Origin of the sequence: Streptomyces sp. NPDC087787, from assembly GCF_044743035.1 — a bacterium.
Lineage (GTDB): Bacteria > Actinomycetota > Actinomycetes > Streptomycetales > Streptomycetaceae > Streptomyces.
In genome coordinates this window covers 153,240-173,987 of the sequence record NZ_JBIUVQ010000008.1, presented here as the reverse complement: position 1 = coordinate 173,987, position 20,748 = coordinate 153,240, and the positions used below count along the sequence as shown (strand labels likewise).

The following is a 20,748-nucleotide window of genomic DNA, read 5'->3' as shown; positions in this document are numbered from 1 at the left end:
TCGCCCGGCCGCACGCGGCCGCGGGTCGGTGCGAGGGCCGCCGCCGTGTACGACGGGCGGCCCTCGCTCCGGCCTCTTTGCTCAGCGGCCCTCGGTTCGGCGGCTCTGTCTCAGCGGCCCTCGAAGGACGGCTTCTCCTTGGCGAGGAAGGCCCGCACGGCGCCGCGGTGGTCCTCGGTGGCGCCGAGCCGCTCCTGGGCCGCCGCCTCACGCTCCAGTACCGCGCTGAGCCCCGCCCCGGTCGCCACGTGCCGCAGCAACGCCTTGACCTCGCCGTACGCGGCCGTGGGACCCGCCGCCAGCCGCCGGGCCAGCGCCAGCCCCTCGGCCGCCGCCTGCCCGTCGGGCACGACCCGGTGCACCAGCCCGAGCAGCCGCGCGTCCTCCGCGTCCAGCCGGTCGCCGAGCAGCATGAGGGCGGCGGCGCGCGACGGGCCGACCGCCCGGGACAGCGAAAGACTCAGACCGCTGTCGGCGGCCAGCCCGATCCCGGTGAACGCGGTCGCGAACCGCGCGCCTTCCGACGCCACCCGCACATCGGCGCACAGCGCGAGCCCCAGCCCGGCCCCGACGCACGCGCCCTCGACCGCCGCGACCACCGGCACGGGCAGCGCGTGCAGCGCCTCCACCAGCGGGTTGTACTCGGCCCGCACCACGGCGAACGCCGACTCCGGGTCGCGCTCGAGCGCCTCGGCGTGCTCCTTGAGGTCCTGCCCGACGCAGAAGTTCCGGCCCTGGGCGGTCAGCAGCACCGCGCGCACCCGCTCGCCGTCCGCGTCACCGGCCACCCGGCGGACGGCGGCCAGCAGCCCGGACCGCAGGGCCGCGTCGAGCGCGTTTCCGGCGGAAGGCCTGCGCAGTTCGATGACCGCGACGCCGTCCTCGACGCGGTAGCCGACACCCTGCCCCGGCGCGTCGGGTGAGGTCGCCTCCGGCGGGGTCACTGCCATGTGTAGAACCCCTGTCCCGACTTGCGGCCGAGTTCGCCCCGGGCGACCTTGTCGCGGAGCAGCTGCGGCGGGGCGAACCGCTCCCCGAGCGTGGCGTGCAGGTACTCGGCGATGGCCAGGCGGACGTCGAGACCGACCAGGTCGGTCAGGCGCAGCGGGCCCATGGGGTGCTTGTAGCCGAGGCTCATCGCGTCGTCGATCGCCTCCGGCTCGGCCACGCCCTCCTCGACCATGCGGATCGCCTCCAGGCCGAGCGCCAGGCCGAGACGGCTGCTGGCGAAGCCGGGGGAGTCCTTGACGACGACGTCCTTCTTGCCCAGCGCGTGGGTCCAGCCGAGCGCCGCCTGCACGACCTCGGGCGAGGTCTCCGGCGCCACGACGATCTCGATCAGCTCGGAGGCGGGCACGGGGTTGAAGAAGTGCATGCCCAGGAAGCGGCCCGGCGCCTTGAGCGCCGAGGCCAGCTCGGTGACCGACAGGGAGCTGGTGTTGGTGGCCAGCACGGCCGTGTCGTCCACCGCCGCCTCGGCCGCGGCGAGCAGCCCGGCCTTCAGTGCCGCGTTCTCGGGCACGGCCTCGACGACCAGTTCGGTGCCCGGCGCGAGACCGTCCACGGACTCCACGGCCGTGACCCGGGCGAGCACCTGCTCCGCGGGCTCGGCCAGCCGGCCGCGCTCGGCGGCCCGGCGCAGCCCGGTGGCGACGCGCTCCACGGCGGCGGACGCGGCCTGCGCACCGCTCTCCACGACGGTCACCGACGAGCCGGCGGCCGCGAACGACTGCGCGATTCCGGCCCCCATCCGGCCACCGCCGATCACACCGACGACGGCGGGCACGGTCGGACTGCTCATGCCTTGCTCCTGTTCCTCTTCTCCAGGAAACGCGTCATGCGGTCCTGCTTGTCCTGTCCCTCGAAGAGCACCGCCTGCGCCAGGTCGTCGGCGACCGGGTGCGCGCCCGGCGCGTCGACGACGAGCTTCGTCAGCCGCAGCGCGGTGGCCGAGGACCGCGCCATGCGGTCCAGCAGCGCGTGCGCCTCGTCGAGCAGCTTCTCCGCGGGTACGACGTCGATGACCAGACCCGCGGCCAGCGCCGCCCGGGCGTCCAGGTTCCGCCCGGCGAGCAGCACCTGCTTGGCGACCGACTCGCCGACCAGCTCAGGAAGGCGCCAGCACGCCCCGGCCGCCGCCAGGATGCCTAGCCCCGGCTCCGGGTTGCCGAAGACGGCGTCGGGTCCCGCGATACGGATGTCGCAGGCGTAGGACAGCTCCGCCCCGCCGCCCAGCGCCCAGCCGTCGACGGCGGCCACGGTCGGCATGGGCAGCCTGCGCACCCGCTCGAACAGGCGGCTGTTGATCCCCTGGAGCGCCTCGTCCCGGCCCCGCCGCAGCAGTTCCGCGATGTCCGCGCCGCCCGCGAACACGTTGCCGTGGCCGGTGAGCAGCAGCAGCTTCGGGTCGTCCTCCAAGAGGTCGCACACCGCGTGCAGTTCGCGGATCATGAGCCCGCTGATCGCGTTGCGTGCCTCGGGGCGGTGCAGGGTCACCACGACCCGGTCCTCGCGCTCCTCGACCAGCAGCGTCTCGTACACGTCCCGGCTCACACGCGCTCCACCAGCATCGCCACGCCCTGGCCCACGCCCACGCACAGGGTCGCCAGGCCCCGGCGGGCTTCCTCGCGCTCCAGGCGGCCGAGCAGCGTGAGCAGGATGCGGGCGCCCGAGCAGCCCAGCGGATGGCCGAGCGCGATGGCGCCGCCGTCGGCGTTGACGCGGTCCTCGTCGAGCTTGAGCCGGCGTACGACGGCCAGCGCCTGCGCGGCGAACGCCTCGTTGAGCTCGACGGCGTCCAGGTCGGCGGTCTGCCAGCCGGCGCGGGCCAGCGCCTTCTGCGTGGCGGGAACCGGGCCGAGGCCCATGAGGTTGGGCTGCACCCCGGCCGAGGCGGAGGTGACGACGCGGGCGCGCGGGGTGAGTCCGTACCGCTCCACGGCCGCCGCGCTCGCCACGACCAGCGCCGCCGCCCCGTCGGACAGCGGGGAGGACGAGCCCGCGGTGACGATGCCGTCCTTGCGGAAGATGGTGCGCAGGGAGCCCAGCTTCTCGAGCGTCGTCGACGGGCGCGGGCCCTCGTCGCGCTCCACCAGGCCGTCCTTCACCGGGACGGGGACGATCTCGCGGTCGAAGTGCCCGGCCTCCTGCGCGGCGACGGCCCGCTGGTGGCTGCGCAGCGCGAAGGCGTCGGAGTCGGCGCGGGTGATGCCGTCGAGGGCGGCGACCTCCTCGGCCGTCTCACCCATCGACAGAGTCGTCCGCACCGTGTCCGGATCGGCCCCGGCGGGCACCGCGCGGTCGGCGGCTGCGAAGCGCGGATTGGTGAAGCGCCAGCCCAGGGACGTGTCGTGCACCTGGCCCGGCTTGGCCCACGGGGTGCCCGGCTTCTCCATCACCCACGGGGCGCGGGTCATCGACTCCACACCGCCCGCGACGACCAGGTCGGCCTCGCCGGACCGGATCGCCTGGGCCGCCGAGGCGACCGCGGTCAGGCCCGAGGCGCACAGCCGGTTGACGGTGTAGCCGGGCACGGTGTGCGGGAGCCCGGCGAGCAGCACTGCCATGCGTGCCACGTCGCGGTTGTCCTCGCCCGCCTGGTTGGCGGCGCCCAGGATCACCTCGTCCACCGCTTCGGCCGGGATCGCGGCTCGGCGCACGGCCTCACCCACCACCAGCGCCGCAAGGTCGTCGGGGCGGACGGAGGCCAGGGCTCCGCCGTAGCGGCCCTGCGGGGTACGGGCCCCGTCGATCAGGTAGACCTCGTCAGGCATGGGTGCTCTCCTCGATGGCGGCGGGGCGGCGCGACTGGAGCGTCGCGAAGCGGCCGGTGACGAACGCGGGGTCGGACAGGGTGGCGCTGGCCGCGGGGTTGGCGGCGCTGCCGTGGAAGTCGCTGAAGGCCGCGGACTGGTTGACGAAGACGCCGCCGGTGAGGTTCTCCGACAGGTGCACCCCGGCGTCCAGGGCCGCCGACTCGGCGGCGGCCAGGACCTCCTCGTTCGTGGAGTGCACGGCGGCGGTCAGCGCGCCGTGGGCGCGCACCGTCTCACGGAGGATCCGCAGGCTGTGCTCGGTGGAGTCGGTGGCGATGACGAAGGAGACGGGCCCGAACCACTCGCGGGTGTACGTCTCCTCGTCCGCCGCCGCGTTCAGGCGCGCCACCAGCGGCGTGCGGATGGTGGCTTTCGGGAACTCGGGGTGCTCCACCGGCTGCGAGGCGTGCGCCGTGGTGCCCAGCGCCGCCGCCTTCTCCAGCCGGTCGAGCACGCCGTCGTTGACGACGGCGCCGAGCGTGCCGGCCGCGCGTGCCGGGTCGCCGAGGAGCTTGTCCAGCGCCGCCCCCAGATCGGCGGCGAACTCGTCGGCGGTCCTGACGCCCTGGTCGGTGGCGATGCCGGCGCGGGGGATCAGCAGGTTCTGCGGGGTGGTGCACATCTGGCCGCTGTACAGGGACAGCGAGAAGGCGAGATTGCCCAGCAGCCCGCGGTAGTCGTCGGTGGAGTCCAGGACGACCGTGTTCAGGCCCGCCTTCTCGGTGTACACGGCGGCCTGGCGGGCGTTGGTCTCCAGCCAGTCGCCGAACTCCGTGGAGCCGGTGAAGTCGATGATGCGCACGTCCGGGTGGAGCGCGAGAGCGCCCGCGGTCCGCTCGCCGGGCTCCTCGGCGGCCAGGATCACGAGATTGGGGTCGAAGCCGGCCTCGGCCAGGACCTCGCGGGCGGTGCGCACGGTGAACGCCAGCGGCAGTACGGCGCCCGGGTGCGGCTTGATCACCACGGGGTTGCCGGTGACCAGGCTGGCGAACAGGCCCGGATAACTGTTCCAGGTGGGGAAGGTGTTGCAGGCGATCAGCAGCGAGACACCGCGTCCGACCGGCGTGAACTTCTTGTCCATCACCAGGTCCCCGCCCTTGCGCTGGGGCTTGGTCCAGCGCGCGGAGCGCGGGTGCCGCTTCTGCTCCGCCCAGGCGTAGGCGACGGCCTCCAGGCCCCGGTCCTGCGCGTGCGGGCCGCCCGCCTGGAACGCCATGACGAAGGCCTGTCCGGTGGTGTGCTGCACGGCGTGCGCGTTCTCGAAGCTGGCCGCGTTGAGCCGGGCCAGGATCTCGGCGGCGACACCGGCGCGGACATCCGGGCCCGCGTCCCGCCAGGGGCCCGTGGCGGCCTTGGCGGCGGCCACCGCCTCCTCGGGCCGGACGCGGGGGTAGCCGATGCCGAGGCCGAATCCGTAGGGGGAGGTCTCGGTGGCCCGCACGGTCCCCTCGCCGGGGTGTCCGGGCAGCGCGAACGGCTTGCCCAACTGGTCCCGGAAAGCGGCCTCACCGAGCTTCGGGGCCTCCTCGCCGTACACCGACTTGCTGGGCGACTCCGGGTACGGGGTCCAGTGGTCCCGGCTCTCGGTGGCCGCGACCGCCGTCTCCAGCAGCTCTCGGTGGCGGGCGAAGAAGTCGACGGGCTCGGGAGTGGTGTGGGGCATGCGGTCCACCTCTTGACAGGCAGCGGTGATGCTTGATTACTTGGCTTTGCCGACGCTAACCGAATGTTCGGTCGGTACACAAGGTGGTGGAAAACGTGACGCAGGCCACTGACGTCGATCCCGGACCGGTCGAGACGATGTTCGCCGCGGACCTGGCCTCCCGGAATCTCGGCATCGAGCTGACGCACCACGGCGAAGGAACCGCCGAGGTGCGGATGACCGTGACGCCGGCGATGGTCAACGGGCATGGGATCGCCCACGGCGGCTACGTCTTCCTGCTCGCCGACACCGCGTTCGCCTGCGCCTGCAACAGCCACGGGCCCGTGACGGTCGCGGCGGCGGCCGACATCGACTTCATCGCCCCGGCCCGCGAGGGCGACGTCCTCGTGGCGACGGCCTGCGAGCGCACCCGGTACGGGCGCAGCGGGATCTACGACGTGAGTGTCCGGCGTATCAACGACAGCCCGCGCGAAGCGCGGTCCGTTGAGGGTGGTGGCGGGAGACGGGCGGGCGACGAGGTGATCGCGGAGTTCCGCGGGCGCAGCCGCAGCCTGCGAAGCGAGAAGACGAAGGAGTCGCAATGAGCAGCGAAGTCACGGCCCCGGCGGATCAGGGGCCCCGGCTGGGGCAGCCCCTCCCGGACGAGCTGCTGGACAGCGGCGAGCGCCTGACCCGCGAGCAGCTCCGCGATGTGCAGCTCAGCCGGCTTCGCGCGACCCTCCGCCACGCCTACGACAATGTCGAGCTGTACCGCAGGAAGTTCGACGCGGCCGGCGTGACGCCCGACGACTGCCGCTCCCTCGAGGACCTGGCCCGCTTCCCCTTCACCACCAAGGCCGACCTGCGCGAGACGTACCCCTTCGGGATGTTCGCCGTCCCCATGTCCGAGGTCCGGCGCATCCACGCCTCCAGTGGCACCACCGGCCGCCCCACCGTGGTCGGCTACACCGAGAACGACCTGTCGACCTGGGCAGACCTCATCGCCCGCTCCATCCGCGCCGCCGGCGGCCGGCGCGGCCACAAGGTCCACATCTCCTACGGCTACGGCCTGTTCACCGGCGGCCTCGGCGCGCACTACGGGGCCGAGCGCGCCGGATGCACCGTGATCCCCGCCTCCGGCGGCATGACCGCGCGCCAGGTGCAGATCATCCGGGACTTCGAACCCGAGATCATCATGGTCACGCCCTCCTACATGCTGACCCTGCTCGACGAGTTCGAGCGGCAGGGCGTGGACCCGCGCACCAGCTCCCTGAAGGTCGGCATCTTCGGCGCCGAGCCCTGGACGGAGGCGATGCGGCGCGAGATCGAGGAGCGCATGGACATCCACGCCGTCGACATCTACGGCCTGTCGGAGGTCATGGGCCCGGGTGTGGCGCAGGAGTGCGTGGACACCAAGGACGGACTGCACATCTGGGAGGACCACTTCTGTCCCGAGGTCGTGGACCCGATCACGGGCGAGGTGCTGCCCGACGGCGAGAGCGGCGAGCTGGTGTTCACCTCGCTGACGAAGGAAGCCCTGCCGATCATCCGCTACCGCACGCGTGACCTCACCCGCCTGCTGCCGGGCACCGCGCGGCCCGCCTTCCGCCGTATGGAGAAGATCACCGGTCGCAGCGACGACATGATCATCCTGCGGGGTGTGAACGTCTTCCCGAGCCAGATCGAGGAGGTCGTGCTGCGGGTGCCCGGCGTCGCGCCGCACTTCCAGATCCAGTTGACCCAGCGCGGCCGCATGGATCACATGACGGTCCACATCGAGGCCCGCCCCGGTGTCGGCCCGGAGCAGCGCGAGACGGCGGCCAGGGTCATCACCAAGGGTGTGAAGGACTCGGTCGGCATCAGCGTCGAGGTGTGCGTGGTCGAACCGGAGACCCTGGAGCGCTCGGTGGGCAAGATCCGCCGGGTCCGGGACCTGCGCAAGGGATGAGCCCCGGCCACGGCCGGTGCGGGCCGGTGCGCGCCGGTCGTGGCGTGACGGTCGGGGCGCCGGCTTCCGTCCGAGACGGGCACCGGCCGGGGTGGCCGGCCCCAGGCCTCCCGCGCAGCCCGACGCGGCTTTGCGATGGCGAAGTCGCTGATGGGGTGGCGGTTCGGCGAGGGGGCGGAGGCGGACACGTTCCAGGACCCAGGCCCGCCTGAGGCCCGGGTCGCCCTCGGCCGGTCGGTTCAGCCCTTGTGCTTGCCCAGCTTGTCCACGGCGTCCTGGGCCTTGTCGACGACGGTGTCGATCGTGCTGCTGTGCTTGCCGCCGGTCTTGCCGTCGACGAACTCGCCGACCTTCTCCAGGCCGTCGGAGATCTTGTCGCCGTGGGCTTCGGCGATGCCCTCGACCTTGCCCTTCAGGCTCTTCAGCTGGTCGAACATGCGTGTGCCGCTCCTCTACGGGGCTGTAGTAGTCCGGGCCCTCATGATCTCATGACGCGACGAACGGACGGGCGCGGACCGGCCCGGATGCGCGACTGCGCCCGCTGCGGAAGGATCGGCACGGGGGCACGGGGAAGAGGCGCGTCGTGCGTGGCCCCGTGACCGGTGTCTCGGCGTGTCCGAGCGGGGGGCAACGCCCGTCCTGGCGTTCTCAGCGGAGCTCCCATGTTGACGAATCGCATTCTGTACCGCCCCTCCCGTGCCACGGAGCCGGTGGCACCGCACACCGGCGCGGTCACGGGGACCGCCGCCGACTGCGGTCTGCTGCTCATCAGGCTCACCTTCGGCCTGCTGATGGCCGGGCACGGGGCGCAGAAACTCTTCGGGCTCTTCGGGGGGAGCGGCCTGACCGGGACCGGTCAGGGGTTCGCCGCCCTCGGCTACCGCCCGGGAAAGCTGTTCGCCGCGATCGCCGGTCTGTCGGAGTTCCTGGGCGGTCTCGGCCTCGCCCTCGGGCTGCTGACCCCGCTCGCGGCCGCCGCCCTGATCGGCGTCATGATCAACGCGATGGTGACCGTCACCGGCGCCCACGGCCTCTGGGAGACGGACGGCGGTGTGGAATACAACGTCGGCATCGCCGTCGTCGCCCTGGGGATCGCCGCGATCGGACCGGGCCGGCTGGCCCTCGACCGGTTCTTCCGATGGGGCTTCGGCGGCTGGCGGGAGGCGGCCGTCGCCCTGGGCCTGGGCGGCGCGGGCGCCGCGGTCGCGCTCGCTCTCTAGTGCCGCGGCAGGTGACGTCTGGACGTGCAACGTCCGCACGGTCAGAAGCCGGGGGCGGAGCCGGCGAGGAACCACAAGGCGGCTGTGTACCACATCAGTGCGACAGCGGTGACCAGGACGCCGCCCGCGGCCGGAAGCGCCCAACCGGGCAGTCGGCGGCTGTGTACCACCAGCACCTTGGCGACGAACGCGCCGTACAGGACACAGCCCGTGATGGAGTGCACCGCCACCCGGCTGCTCGTGAACTTGACTCCGTAGGCGGTGATGCAGTGGTAGGCGACGGGCAGCGAGAGCAGAAAGGCGAGGAGGCCGATGAGCCGGTGTGTGGGGGGCACCCGATGCGGCGCGGCTCCCGCTCCCGGCAGGCGCCGGTACATCCACAGCCCGAGCAGCAGTTGTACGAGCGCGAGTGCCATCAGGGCGCTGCCCAGGCGCGCCTTGAGATCGTAGACACCGACGCCGTGCCGCCCGAACAGACCGCTGGTGTAGTCGGGTGTGTGCGTGCGGCCGAACGCGTACAGCCCCACCGCGACCGCGAGCGGCAGCAAAGCGGCGAGCAAGCCCGCCACCGTTCGTGCGGGACGCCGCGTCCGCGCGCCCGTCCGCTCGGTCATCAGTGACCGATCAATCGAGTTCGACCTCGCGGCACGGCGCAAACCGCCGGCACTGTCGCCGCGGCCGTTCCTTTCATGAGCGCTCCATTGGTGTCGGACGGCGCATCCGGGCCGCCGCGGGAAACGACCCCAGCGGACCTCTTCTCCCAGTTGGCCCCGGGTGGTCGGGTCCTGTCCACTCCAACTGGTCCGCCCGGGCAATCGCTGCTCCATTGCCCGCCTTCGCACGACCGGTCCACGACACCGGGCAGAATGGGGGTGATCACCAACCCCCAGGAGACGAACGACCCATGGAATTCCGCGATGACGTGGATCTTGATGCTTCTCAGGTCGATGACCTCGGCAGCAGCGGCGGTGGCATTCCCGGAGGCGGGCTCACCATCGGCGGCGGCGTCATCGGCGTCGTCGTCCTGGTCGCCGCGCTGTTCCTGGGCGTCAACCCGGCGAATCTCCTGAACGGCGGCGGCTCGAACTCCGCCGCCTCGCAGCCGGGCGAGAACCTGAAGGAGAAGTGCCGCAAGGGCAGTGACGCCAACCAGTTGGAGAAGTGCCGCGTGGTGGGCGTGGTCAACAGCATCCAGCGCTACTGGCAGGGCGCTCTTCCCGAGCACTTCCAGCAGACGTACAGCAAGGCCGGAACCACACTGGTCTCCGGCACCTGGAACACGGGGTGCGGCCGGGCCTCGTCCGCCATGGGGCCGTTCTACTGCCCGGCCGACCGCGGCGTCTACCTCGACCTCGGCTTCTTCCGTGAACTGGAGGACCGGTTCGGCGCCAAGGGCGGCCCCCTCGCGCAGGCGTACGTCATCGGCCACGAGTACGGGCACCACGTACAGAACCTGCTGGGCACCATGAACCGCGCCGGCCGGGACCGCACGGGAGCCGACAGCGGCTCGGTCCGCCTGGAGCTCCAGGCCGACTGCTACGCCGGGGCCTGGGCCAAGAACGCCGTCACCACCGGCTTCTTCGAAAAGCCGTTCACCGACTCCGAGATCCGCGAGGCCCTCGACGCCGCGGAGGCCGTCGGTGACGACCGCATCCAGGAGCGCACCCAGGGCCGCGTCGACCCGGAGGGCTGGACCCACGGCAGCTCGCAGCAGCGGGTCCACTGGTTCACCACCGGGTACACCACCGGCTCCCCGGCCCGGTGCGACACCTTCACCGGCGCCATCTGACCATATGACGAAGGCCCCGACCGGGTTTCCCGGCCGGGGCCTTCGCCGTGCCCACGGGTCTGCCGTGCGTCCGGGTGCCACCGGCCGTACCTGTCGATGTCACCGGCCGTTCCCACCGTGTTGGCGGCAGGGGCCCAGCATGGGCGCCGCTCGAACACGCTTTGCATACCGACGGCAGGAGTTGGGACATGGGCCACGGCCACAGTCACGCCCACGGGCATCACCACCACCACGACCACACGCACGGGACGGGCGGCGGATCCCTGCCGCCGGCGCTCGACCTCGACGTCCCCGACGCCGAACTGACGCCCGACCAGCTCTCCCGCCGGTCCATGCTGCGCCGCACCGGTCTGCTCGGCGCCGGACTGGCGGCGGGCAGCGTGCTCGCCGGGGCCGGACAGGCGGCCGCGTCCCAGTCCCAGGGCGACCAGGGCCAGAACCAGCGGTCCTCCCAGCCCGCCCGCTCGGGCGGCTACCTGTGGCTGGCCGGTGACCACCACATCCACACCCAGTACAGCTCCGACGGCAAGTACCGGGTCGTCGACCACGTGCGCCAGGCCAACGCGCACGGCCTGGACTGGATGGTCATCACCGACCACGGCAGCGAGCAGCACGCCAAGATCGGCGTGGAGAAGGTCAACCCGGACATCGTCGCCGCCCGCGGGAAGATCAGCGACACGCTCGTCTTCCAGGGCCTGGAGTGGAACATCCCGGCCGCCGAGCACGGCACCGTCTTCGTCCACCCCGGCAGCAACGAGGTGGCCGTGCTGAAGGAGTTCGAGAACTCCTTCGACGGGGCCGTGAAGAAGGCCACGGCCTCCACCCCCGCGAACGAGGCGCTCGCCATCGCGGGTGTCGACTTCCTCGCCGAGCAGGTCAAGCGCCGCAAGGTCAAGGACGCCCTGTTCCTGGCCAACCACCCCGCCCGCAAGGGCATCGACTCCCCGCACGAGATCCGTGCCTGGCGCGACGCGCAGCCGACGATCGCCGTCGGCATGGAGGGCGCCCCCGGTCACCAGGCCGCCGGCCTGCCCGCGCCGAACGGACCCGGCTCGGGCCGGGGCTACTACGACAACAGCCCCGGCGCAGACTCCTTCTCCGGCTACCCGCTGGAGAGCTACCGCACCTGGGGCGGCTTCGACTGGATGACCGCGACCGTCGGCGGCCTCTGGGACAGCCTGCTGGCCGAGGGCAAGCCGTGGTGGATCACCGCCAACTCCGACTCCCACAGCGTCTACGCCGACTCCTCCGTCCGCGGGCCGGGCAGCGACTTCGACGCCAGGGGCCGCTACGAGGACCCGGTCCACGGCGGCGGACTGAACCTGAGCGACGGCGACTTCTGGCCCGGCCAGTACTCCCGCACCCACGTCGGTGCCGCCTCCTTCTCCTACCAGGCGGTCATGGACGGCATCCGGGCCGGCCGCGTCTGGGTCGACCACGGCGGGCTGATCAGCGGACTCAACGCCCAGCTGCGCTCCGGCGGCAAGGCCGTCACCCTCGGCGACGCGCTGCACGTGCGCCGTGGCAGCCAGGTCGACCTGGTCGTCGAGATCAGCCTCGCGGGCGGCCCCAACTGGGCGCAGTTCGTGCCGAAGCTGGCCCGCGTCGACGTGATCCAGGGTGCCGTCACGGGCCGGGTCTCCGACAAGGACGTGTTCATCACCCCGGACACGAAGGTCGTCAAGTCCTTCGAGGTGAACAAGTCCACCGGCTCGGTGCGACTGACGTACTCCCTCGGCCGCGTGGACAAGCCGGTGTACGTACGGCTGCGCGGCACCGACGGGAACCGCTCGGCGGTCGGTCTGCGCGGTGCCGCCGTGGACCCGGCCGGACCGGCGATGGACGTGGTCGGCGACGCCGACCCATGGAAGGACCTGTGGTTCTACTCCAACCCGATGTGGGTCCTGCCCGCATGACCGGTACACCCGGCGGACCCGGCGCCCCCACCGTGATCGGTGTGGACGCCGGGTCGGCGGACCTGCGCGGCGCCGATCACCTCGCCCACCACCTGGTGACGCGGCTCGGCCTGCCGGACACCACCGTCGCGTGCACCCACCCGGTCCGAAGCGGCGACCGCCCGCACATCGCCCTCTCCCTGGCACTGCCGGACGCGGACACCGCGGCCTCGGTGTGGCACCGGCTGGTCGCCCTTCTCACGGAGACGGACGACGGCCGGCCGTCCTCTGGAGCGGCCCTCGGCGCGCTGCGGCACGGTCCGGAGTCGTACGCGGACGGCGCCGCGCTGGCGGCCGCCGAGCAGCACAGCCGCGCGCGGGGACGCGCCGTCGTCTACCCCGGTGCCGGGCGTCTCGTCGGCACGGTCCCGCTCAGCTTCCTCCTTCAGCACACCGCCATCGAACGGGTCACGGTCGTCGGAGCGCCGTCCGGCCCCGGCGGCGGCCCGGCACCGGCCACCTCGGTCACGACTCGCGATCATGTCCGTCCCCTGTGGCAGGACGGACAGCTCGTGCTGCCGCTCGTGCCCGCGGCGGGTGGCCTCCTCGCCCCCTTCGAGGTGCCCGACCCCACGCCCTGCTGCGCCGATCACGGCTGACGGCGCGCCGGCCGCGGCACCCGCCCGGAAGAAGTCCCTCCGCCCCGCGGTCCCAGCAGGTCACAAAGGGTCCGCGGGGCAGTAGGGTCCCGTCCGTCGAGCCCCGTGCCGTGGCCGCAGGAGGGGTAACCGTGGATGTCGAGACGCTCCGATCCTTCCTGGCCGTGGCCGGGCACCGCAGTATCTCCAAGGCCGCCGCCGACTCGTACTGCCGTACGCCGCCCAGCTCATGCGCGACCTGTCCAACGCCTCGGCGGTCCTGGGCAAGCAGGACCCGCCCCGGCCGCGGAGCTTCGCCGAGGTGGCCGGGCATCCGCACAAGGTCGTGTTCGGCGTGGACCAACCAGCTGGACGCCGGGCTGTTGTGCATCACCGTGGTCCCGGCCGGTGTCCTCCTCGGCGACCGGGGGCAGCGGGCGACGGACCTTCCCTCGTCCCGGCTGCCCGGACTGCTTCCGTAGATCAACATCACGGTGGGGGTCAGTGACGCGGGCCGGGGCACGGAGTGACCGAGGCGTTCACCGCGTCCGTCGCGCGGTTCCTCGACGACGACCCGCCCGGCGCCCCGGACGCCGCTCTGCCCGGACCGGGATGACCCGCGCCGACGCGCGGGTCATCCCGGTCCGGGCAGGTCATCAGCGCGCGGCGGGGCCGGGCTCCGGCTGCACGTCCGCGGCCGGTGTGACGGCGGCGTCCTCGTGACCGGTCCGTCCGGTCTTCTTCGGCGCCGTCTCCCGGAGTAAGGACGCGGCCACCACGCGCACCAGTAGTCCGCCGAGGCGTCGGGCCCCGGCGGTCCGGCCGGCCGAGGCCGTGCGGCGTCCGTGTCGCCCCTGCCGGGCCGGTGTCCCTACCAGGCCACCGGCAGCTCCAGGGGGAACCGCCTGATCGTCTGCGTGTCCCAGCGCACTTCCTCCGGCGGCACCGCGAGCCGCAGCTCCGGGAAGCGCTCCATGAGCCGTCCGATGGCCACTTCGAGTTCGGCCATGGCCAACGGCATCGCGATGCACCGGTGCCCGCCCCAGCCGAACGTCATATGAGGGGCGTTCGGCCGGTCCACGTCGATGTCGTGCGGGTCCGTGTAGCGCTCCGGGTCACGATTGGCCGTCAGGTACGACACGTGGACGTAGTCGCCCGCCCGGATCGTCACACCGCCCAGTTCCACGTCCTCCAGAGCCACCCGCGGGATGCCGACCCCCTTGCGGAAGGGGATGTGGCGGAGCAGTTCGTGCAGCACTTCGGTCAGGGTCCCGGGCCGGCTCCTGAGGCGTTCCGCCAGTTCGGGCCGGGTCAGGAGCAGGTACACGATGTCGCTGATCTCGCAGGTCGCCGTGTCCTGGCCGCTGAGCGCCAGCATGAGCGTCATGACCGCCAGTTCCCGGTCGTCGAGCTGCTCCTTGCCGTCCCGTGCCGCGGCCATCGCGCTGATGATGTCGCTGCCCGGGGACTTCCGCCGCTGTGCGACGAGCTCGCCGAAGAAGGCCGTCAGTTCCGTCTTGGCGCTCGCCGCGGCCTCCTTGCTGTCCGGTCCGACGACGAGGAGCTGGTGCACGGCCTTCTGGATCCAGGGCCACTCCTCCCGCTCGATGCCGAGGAGGTCGAGGACGGTGTGCTGGGGAAGCGGGTCGGAGAGGTGCCGGATCAGGTCCGCCGGCGGGCCCGCCTTCTCCATGGTGTCCAGCAGATCGTCCGCGAGCCGGGCGATCCGGGGGCGCATGGCCTCCACGCGCGGCTGGGTGAAGGCCTGTGACGCCAGATGGCGGACGCGGCTGCTGTACGGCGGGTCCATCACGTTGATCGACTCGGGCGACACGATGGGCTCCGGTGTCATCCGGGGGTAGTCGCGGCCGATGATGGCCGCCCGGCTGAACCGCTGGTCGGTGGTCACCTGCTTGACGCCGTCGAAGCTGGTGACCAGCCAGGCCTCCGCCTCGCCGTAGCTCAGCCGGATCCGGGTGGGGGTGTCGCGGCACATCAGCTCTTCGAGGGAGGGGTCGAACTCCAGGGTCTCGCTGAAGTCGAACGGGCAGACGGCCGTCTCGTTGTCCGTGGTCATCAGTCGGTTCCTTCGGGGCAGGGGATACGACGTCGGTGGTGTCCACGGCCCGGCGAAGGCCCCCGGCGAGCCTCACGGCGCCGCCGGCCGCCCAGTGGGTGACGAGGCGGGCCGGCCTTCGCCGGCGATCGACACCGGGCCACCGCGGCGGCCCTTCCGCCGCCGTGCGGTGGGAAGTCGACGGAGGCGGTGGCACCCGGCCCCCGAGGGACGCGCGGCCCCCGTGTCGTTCGCCTCCTTGCTGATGGAAACACGCGAGACGGTGACCCGCTCCGTCACGCACAGCCAAGTGGGTCAACAAGGCCGCGCGCGGCTCCGGCCACCGGCCGCGCGAGGGCCCGCGCGGGCGCACCCTTGACAGTTGCCTGACATGCAGCGTGCAATATATTGCATGCCAGTGCCACAGAGCAGGGGACTCGTCTCCCGGTCGCTCCTCCGGGACAACGCCTACCGGGCCATCCGGGACGCCATCGTCGACGGCACCCTCGCACCGGGGGAGCGCCTCAACGACACCGACCTGGTGAAGTGGCTGGGCGTCAGCCGCACACCGGTGCGGGAGGCCCTGGCTCGTCTGGAGCAGGCCGGCCTGGTGCGGACGAAGCCCGGCCGCTACACCATGGTCAGCCCCCTGGACGTGCGCGCCGCCCGCGCGGCCCAGTCGGTGACGGCGGCCATGCACGAACTCGCCGTCCGCGAGGCGATGCCCCACCTGACCGCCGCCGAGCCGGCCGCCATGCGTGAGGCCAACGCGCGCTTCGCCCACGCCCTGCGCCGGGGCGACGTCGACGCGGCGATCGACGCCGACGACGCCTTCCACGACGTCGCCGTCACCGCCTGCGCCAACCCGGCCGTCCGCACCGTCCTGGAGCAGTTCACGCCGGTGCTGCGGCGTGTGGAGAGGCTGCGTTTCTCCTCGCTGAGCGGCCGCGGCTCGGTCGCCCAGCACGAACGGATCATCGCGCTGTGCGAGGCCGGGGACGTCGAGGGGGCCGTGGCCGCCACCCGTGCCAACTGGCAGACGCTGCTGCCGCTGCTCGACACCGCGCTGCTCGACACCGAAGCCGACACCGACGCCGACACCGACGAGCGGGACGGCGGCCCCGGCCGAGGTGTCGCTCGGCGCTGACCCACCAGCCCCCACGCCCCACCCAGGACCCACATCCCCCGGCAGACGACCCCGCGAGGAGCCCCAGATGACCCTCGAGTCCTTCGAGCGCCACCCCCTGCTGTTCGGCCCCAGCCCCGTCCACCCGCTGGACCGGCTCAGTGACCATCTCGGCGGTGCCCGTATCTGGGCCAAGCGAGAGGACTGCAACAGCGGTCTGGCCTTCGGCGGCAACAAGACCCGGAAGCTGGAGTACCTGGTCCCCGACGCGCTCCGCAAGGGCGCCGACACCCTGGTCACCATCGGCGGCGTCCAGTCCAACCACACCCGGCAGGTGGCCGCGGTCGCCGCGAAGGCGGGGCTGAAGGCCGTACTGGTCCAGGAGAGCTGGGTCGACTGGCCGGACGCGGTCAACGACAAGGTCGGCAACATCCTGCTGTCCCGCGTCATGGGCGCCGACGTGCGCCTGGTCCGGGCGGACTTCGGCATCGGGTTCAAGGACAGCTGGCACCAGGCCCTGGAGGACGTCCGTGCCGCGGGCGGCACGCCGTACGCCATCCCCGCCGGAGCCTCCGACCACCCCCTGGGCGGCCTCGGCTTCGCCAACTGGGCCTACGAGGTCCAGCAGCAGGAACGGGAACTCGGGGTCTTCTTCGACACGATCGTGGTGTGCAGCGTCACCGGCAGCACGCACGCGGGCATGATCGCCGGCTTCGCGGGCCAGGACCGGCCCCGCCGGGTGCTCGGCATCGACGCCTCGGCCAAGATCGACGAGACCCGCGCCCAGGTGGCGAAGATCGCCCGCAACACTGCCGAACTCATAGGTTTGGGCCGGGAGTTGCGCGACGACGAGATCACCGTCCTGGAGGGCTGGGCCGGCGACCTCTACGGCGTCCCCGTTCAGTCCACCCTGGACGCCATCCGCCTCACCGGACGCCTCGAAGGCATGATCATCGACCCTGTCTACGAGGGCAAGTCCATGGCCGGCCTCATCGACCTCGTCCGGCGCGGCGACATCCCCAAGGGCTCGAACGTCCTGTACGCCCACCTGGGCGGCCAGCCCGCCCTCAACGCCTACAGCGGCGTCTTCCACTGACCGCACTGCAGGCCGGGCACAGGACCTGGGCGTTGCGCCCGTAGCGGTGGGTCAGTCCGTGGCAGCGGGGGCAGTAGCCGACCTCCTCGGGGAGGCAGCCGAGCAGGAGCGCCGCGGCGGTCCGGTCCGTCGAGGGGTCGATGCGTCGGGGCACCTCGTCCATCTTCCGAAGGTACGTCCGGCGCCCGGTCCCGGCCGCTCGGCGGGCGGGCGCCGGGAGCGCCGCCGCGGGGGCCTCACGGCTCCCGCGCGGTCGTCGCCGTACCTGCCGCGGCGAGCGTGCCGTCCGGCTCCGAGGTGATGGCCACGCCCGTGCTGATCCGGGCGAGTGTCGCCCGCAGCCATGCGCGCTCCTCCCCGGTGGCGGGCTCCAGCCGCATCCGCCGGGCCCGCAGCGCCACCATGCGCAGCTCCGCGAGCCGTCCCGTCCCGGCCGTGAGCGAGGGGAAGTAGGCGATCCGCAGGTCGTCGCGGTAACCCTCGTAGCCGGAGATGCCCTCGTAGTCGTCGATGAAGTCGCCGCAGCCGTACAGGATCAGCCGGCCGCGGTACACCTCGACGGGACGCGGGTGGTGCGAGGAGTGCCCGTGGACGACGTCGACGCCGCCGTCGACCAGCGCGTGGGCGAAGCGGATCTGCTCCCGGGGGACGTGGTAGCCCCAGTTGGACCCCCAGTGCACGGAGACGACCACGATGTCGCCCGGGGACCGCGCCCGCCGTACGCGTGCGACGACCGCCGCGGCCGCCTCCGCCGTCGCCGCGGGGACGTACGCGACACCGGCGCGGTCCGCCGTCGCCGCCCAGCTCCGCGGTATGCCGCTGGACGTCGTCCCCAGGGAGAACACCAGCACCCGCACGCCGTCCGCCACCGGCTGCGCCACGGGCGCGAACGCCTCCTCCGCGTTCCGGCCTGCGCCCGCCACCAGCAGTCCCGCACCCGTCAGGGAGTCCAGCGTCTCCAGCAGCCCCGCACGGCCGAAGTCCAGCGTGTGGTTGTTGGCCAGTACGCAGACGACGGGCCGGGCCACTTCCAGGGCGGGCAGGTTGCCCGGGGCCATCCGGTAGTGGACCTCCTTCTCCGGCGCGAACGAGCCGCTGCGTGTCACGGACGTCTCCAGATTGACGATCCGTACGTCCGGGGCGGCGGCCGCAAGCACGGGCAGCGCCTCGCCCCACGGCCACTGCGGTGGGACCGGGGCGGGGATCGGGCCGTTCGCCGCCTCCGCCAGCTCGACGTACGACCGGGCGTCGCGCACCCAGGCCTCCCGCAGGGCCGGATCGCCGGGGCACGGGAGGATCTGGTCGACGCCGCGGCCGAGCATCACGTCGCCGCACAGGAACAGCGTCACCACGCCGTCGCGCATACCCCCACCGTAGTGACCGGGACGGGTACCGAGGCGGGCGGGACGCGCCGTGTTCCTCCGGCCGAGAGGTCAGGCGTGGTCGACGAGCTGGGCGACTCCCTGCCGGCGCGCGCAGTTGGCGCAGCAGAAGAAGCGCCCGTCGGCCTGAAGACCGTGGCCGAGGATGCGGCAGTCGCAGTTGCCGCACGTCGGCGCGATCCGCTGGGCCGCGCACTCCAGGCTGTCGAAGATGTGGACCGCGTCGCCCGCGCGTACCTCGAACGACATCTCGTAGTCGTTGTTGCAGACCTCGCACACTGCCATGAGCCTTCACTCCTCGCTGTGCCGGACGGACCGGTGCCCCGGCGTCGGAACGGGTCGCGCGTCCCGAGGGCCGGGTCGCGCATCCCGAGCCGTATTCCACCAACGGCACCGGCCGGACCGGCCGCCGCGGCACAACCACTCCGACAGACCCCACGCCCCGCGGACGTGGGGCTTTCGTACGGGTCAGCGGCCCGCCCCGCTACGGGCGACCTCGGCGAGCGTGGCCCGGTCGCGCTCCGACCAGCCGACCGCGACGGCTTCGAGCAGGGCGTCCCGCACCAGGCTGCCGGTGGGCAGCGCCAGGCCGCGCCGCTGCGCCGCCGACAGGGCGAGGCCCACGTCCTTCAGCCCAAGCCGCGCGGTGAATCGGGGCGGCTCGTAACGCTGTTCGGCCATGAGCCCGCCGTACGTGCCGTAGACCGGGCCGGGGAACAGCGTGCCTCCGATCAGCTCGACGAACGCGGCGGCGTCGACGCCGTACGACTCCGCCAGCGACATCGCCTCCGCGGTGGCCTCGACCGCGGCGGCCAGCAGGAAGTTCACCGTGATCTTGACGACGTCGGCGCGTGCCGGATCGGTCCCGGGTTCCCAGATCCGCGCGGCCGGCGGTTCGAGTTCGGGCCTTGCCAGGTCCAGTGCCTCCGGGGCACCGGCGGCCAGGACATCGAGCTTCCCCGCCGCCGCCACGTCGGTCCGGCCGAGTACCGGCGCCGCCACATATCCGGTGCCCCGCTGCGTGTGCCGCTGCTCCGCCTCGGAGGCGAAGCCCGCCGACACCGTCGCGAGGTTCACGTGCACGCGGCACTCGGCGCCGTCCAGCACCGCGCTGTCCAGGATGAGCGACCGGACGGCGACGTCGTCGGACAGCACGCTCGTCACGACGGGGAGCCGGAACACCTCCGCGAGGTCCGCCGCGGCCTCCGCCCCGCACAGCTCCTCGACGGCCGGCCGCGACCCACACCACCACGCGGTGGCCGGCGGCCAGCAGCCTGCGTGCCATCGGCCGGCCCATCGTGCCGAGCCCGACGAACCCGATCCCATCCATCCCTGTTGCTCCCGTCCCGTGCCCCGGTCGCTGCGTGCGGCCCCTCGGCCGGCTGCGCCGTTCGGTGGGTGAACGAGTCGGGTCAGGGGCGCGCGCCGGGGCGGACTGGACACAACTTCGGCGTGTCGCCGCCGTGTTGTCGGTGACATGCTGGAAAATGCCGCGGGAAAGAGAGATCAACATCGCCCGAGCTGGGTAAGTGATCTTCAGTCCCAGCCTCGAGGAAGGCCACCGCTGATGCAGTCCATACCCGGCCCGGCCCACGCCGTCGTCCTGCGCCACCCCCACAGCCGTGCCGGTGCCCCCCTCAGCCCCTCAGGCGCGGAGCTGCTGCGCATCATCTCCGACCCGAGCATGCTCGTGTTCCTCACCGTGCACGCGGGCGGACGCCGCAGGTACAGCTACTGGCAGCCGTTCGAGCCCCGTACCGGCCGGGGAAGCTGCTACGTCGCGCTTCCCACCGACCTGTGCGACATGCTGCACTCCAGCGGACGGATCACACTCGGCGAGCCTCTCGTCGACTCCACCAGGACCACCTACCGCGTCGGCCCCGCGGAGACCCCGGTCGCGCCGCGCCGCTCCCTGCGGACGGGCGCCCTCGCGGCATGACCGAGGGGGCCGGCGGTCCGCACCTCCGGCCCCCTCAGCCATGCCGTCGCGCCGGACGGCGCCGTGACGCGGGCCCGGCCCGCGAGGCGGCGCGCCGGGCGGCGGCTGCCGGAGGCGACGCCGCGGCGCGGCCGCGTGAGCTGTGCGAGGAGGGGCGACGGCCATGATCGGCGATGAGCCGCACGAGCCCCAGGACCCGTCG

Annotated in this window: 21 protein-coding genes; 9 read left to right on the top strand and 12 right to left on the bottom strand. The window is 72.8% G+C overall.

Annotation, left to right across the window (positions count from 1 at the left end; genetic code table 11):
* Positions 1-110: 110 nt before the first annotated feature.
* Genes ACIOWN_RS15435 through paaN form a run of 5 tightly spaced genes read right to left on the bottom strand, consistent with a single transcriptional unit; the run spans position 111 to position 5,478 of the window.
* A complete protein-coding gene (locus ACIOWN_RS15435) occupies positions 111-950 on the bottom strand; it encodes an enoyl-CoA hydratase-related protein (protein WP_362351626.1) in 840 nt (279 codons plus the stop codon).
* Entirely contained in the window at positions 941-1,801 is an 861-nt protein-coding gene (locus ACIOWN_RS15430; RefSeq protein ID WP_362351629.1) for a 3-hydroxyacyl-CoA dehydrogenase family protein, read from the bottom strand. Before ACIOWN_RS15430 ends, ACIOWN_RS15435 begins: the two co-directional genes overlap by 10 nt.
* Positions 1,798-2,553 (bottom strand): enoyl-CoA hydratase/isomerase family protein, encoded by a 756-nt coding sequence (locus ACIOWN_RS15425; RefSeq protein ID WP_362351632.1) that lies wholly within the window; start codon positions 2,551-2,553, stop codon positions 1,798-1,800. Before ACIOWN_RS15425 ends, ACIOWN_RS15430 begins: the two co-directional genes overlap by 4 nt.
* Positions 2,550-3,773 carry a thiolase family protein gene (locus tag ACIOWN_RS15420; protein ID WP_401982441.1) on the bottom strand — a complete coding sequence of 408 codons (1,224 nt, stop codon included), beginning with the start codon at positions 3,771-3,773 and terminating at the stop codon, positions 2,550-2,552. Before ACIOWN_RS15420 ends, ACIOWN_RS15425 begins: the two co-directional genes overlap by 4 nt.
* Positions 3,766-5,478, bottom strand: coding sequence for a phenylacetic acid degradation protein PaaN (gene paaN, locus ACIOWN_RS15415; RefSeq protein WP_401982439.1), 1,713 nt, complete (start codon positions 5,476-5,478; stop codon positions 3,766-3,768). Before paaN ends, ACIOWN_RS15420 begins: the two co-directional genes overlap by 8 nt.
* A gap of 95 nt (positions 5,479-5,573) precedes the next feature.
* On the opposite strand from paaN, the gene paaI reads away from it, so the two are divergent.
* Positions 5,574-6,062, top strand: a complete 489-nt coding sequence (gene paaI, locus ACIOWN_RS15410) for a hydroxyphenylacetyl-CoA thioesterase PaaI (protein WP_362351641.1) — start codon at positions 5,574-5,576, stop codon at positions 6,060-6,062.
* Complete coding sequence (gene paaK / locus ACIOWN_RS15405; protein ID WP_362351644.1) at positions 6,059-7,405, top strand: phenylacetate--CoA ligase PaaK; 1,347 nt, start codon at positions 6,059-6,061, stop codon at positions 7,403-7,405. Before paaI ends, paaK begins: the two co-directional genes overlap by 4 nt.
* Before the next feature lie 239 nt (positions 7,406-7,644).
* On the opposite strand, the gene ACIOWN_RS15400 is transcribed toward paaK, so the two are convergent.
* On the bottom strand, positions 7,645-7,842 hold the full coding sequence (locus ACIOWN_RS15400; protein WP_362351647.1) for an antitoxin: 198 nt from the start codon (positions 7,840-7,842) through the stop codon (positions 7,645-7,647).
* Positions 7,843-8,067: 225 nt separating this feature from the next.
* On the opposite strand from ACIOWN_RS15400, the gene ACIOWN_RS15395 reads away from it, so the two are divergent.
* Positions 8,068-8,625 (top strand): DoxX family protein, encoded by a 558-nt coding sequence (locus ACIOWN_RS15395; protein WP_362351650.1) that lies wholly within the window; start codon positions 8,068-8,070, stop codon positions 8,623-8,625.
* A gap of 41 nt (positions 8,626-8,666) precedes the next feature.
* On the opposite strand, the gene ACIOWN_RS15390 is transcribed toward ACIOWN_RS15395, so the two are convergent.
* On the bottom strand, positions 8,667-9,239 hold the full coding sequence (locus tag ACIOWN_RS15390) for a DUF6529 family protein (RefSeq protein WP_401982438.1): 573 nt from the start codon (positions 9,237-9,239) through the stop codon (positions 8,667-8,669).
* A gap of 290 nt (positions 9,240-9,529) precedes the next feature.
* On the opposite strand from ACIOWN_RS15390, the gene ACIOWN_RS15385 reads away from it, so the two are divergent.
* The 3 genes from ACIOWN_RS15385 to ACIOWN_RS15375 all read left to right on the top strand — a co-directional run bounded on the left by ACIOWN_RS15385 (position 9,530) and on the right by ACIOWN_RS15375 (position 12,968).
* On the top strand, positions 9,530-10,414 hold the full coding sequence (locus ACIOWN_RS15385) for a neutral zinc metallopeptidase (RefSeq protein WP_362351655.1): 885 nt from the start codon (positions 9,530-9,532) through the stop codon (positions 10,412-10,414).
* Between the two features lie 188 nt (positions 10,415-10,602).
* On the top strand, positions 10,603-12,330 hold the full coding sequence (locus tag ACIOWN_RS15380) for a PHP domain-containing protein (RefSeq protein ID WP_362351658.1): 1,728 nt from the start codon (positions 10,603-10,605) through the stop codon (positions 12,328-12,330).
* Complete coding sequence (locus tag ACIOWN_RS15375; protein WP_401982437.1) at positions 12,327-12,968, top strand: hypothetical protein; 642 nt, start codon at positions 12,327-12,329, stop codon at positions 12,966-12,968. Before ACIOWN_RS15380 ends, ACIOWN_RS15375 begins: the two co-directional genes overlap by 4 nt.
* A gap of 850 nt (positions 12,969-13,818) precedes the next feature.
* On the opposite strand, the gene ACIOWN_RS15370 is transcribed toward ACIOWN_RS15375, so the two are convergent.
* Positions 13,819-15,024 carry a cytochrome P450 gene (locus tag ACIOWN_RS15370; RefSeq protein ID WP_401982436.1) on the bottom strand — a complete coding sequence of 402 codons (1,206 nt, stop codon included), beginning with the start codon at positions 15,022-15,024 and terminating at the stop codon, positions 13,819-13,821.
* Positions 15,025-15,415: 391 nt separating this feature from the next.
* Here ACIOWN_RS15370 and ACIOWN_RS15365 point away from each other — a divergent pair, with 391 nt between their 5' ends.
* Together ACIOWN_RS15365 and ACIOWN_RS15360 are read left to right on the top strand one after the other, a co-directional pair.
* Entirely contained in the window at positions 15,416-16,150 is a 735-nt protein-coding gene (locus ACIOWN_RS15365; RefSeq protein WP_362351669.1) for a GntR family transcriptional regulator, read from the top strand.
* A 67-nt stretch (positions 16,151-16,217) separates the two neighbouring features.
* Positions 16,218-17,225, top strand: coding sequence for a 1-aminocyclopropane-1-carboxylate deaminase (locus ACIOWN_RS15360; RefSeq protein WP_401982434.1), 1,008 nt, complete (start codon positions 16,218-16,220; stop codon positions 17,223-17,225).
* Here ACIOWN_RS15360 and ACIOWN_RS15355 read toward each other — a convergent pair.
* From ACIOWN_RS15355 to ACIOWN_RS15340, 4 genes are all read right to left on the bottom strand, one after another.
* Complete coding sequence (locus ACIOWN_RS15355) at positions 17,197-17,388, bottom strand: hypothetical protein (RefSeq protein ID WP_362351674.1); 192 nt, start codon at positions 17,386-17,388, stop codon at positions 17,197-17,199. The genes ACIOWN_RS15360 and ACIOWN_RS15355 overlap by 29 nt on opposite strands.
* Before the next feature lie 73 nt (positions 17,389-17,461).
* Positions 17,462-18,589 carry a CapA family protein gene (locus tag ACIOWN_RS15350; protein WP_401982433.1) on the bottom strand — a complete coding sequence of 376 codons (1,128 nt, stop codon included), beginning with the start codon at positions 18,587-18,589 and terminating at the stop codon, positions 17,462-17,464.
* 69 nt (positions 18,590-18,658) lie between these two features.
* A complete protein-coding gene (locus ACIOWN_RS15345) occupies positions 18,659-18,892 on the bottom strand; it encodes a hypothetical protein (protein ID WP_100568832.1) in 234 nt (77 codons plus the stop codon).
* A 183-nt stretch (positions 18,893-19,075) separates the two neighbouring features.
* The gene (locus ACIOWN_RS15340) at positions 19,076-19,771 is read right to left on the bottom strand and encodes an NAD-binding protein (RefSeq protein WP_362351678.1); all 696 of its coding nucleotides are present in this window, start codon (positions 19,769-19,771) and stop codon (positions 19,076-19,078) included.
* A 403-nt stretch (positions 19,772-20,174) separates the two neighbouring features.
* Here ACIOWN_RS15340 and ACIOWN_RS15335 point away from each other — a divergent pair, with 403 nt between their 5' ends.
* A complete protein-coding gene (locus ACIOWN_RS15335; protein ID WP_362351681.1) occupies positions 20,175-20,546 on the top strand; it encodes a hypothetical protein in 372 nt (123 codons plus the stop codon).
* Positions 20,547-20,748 lie beyond the last annotated feature (202 nt).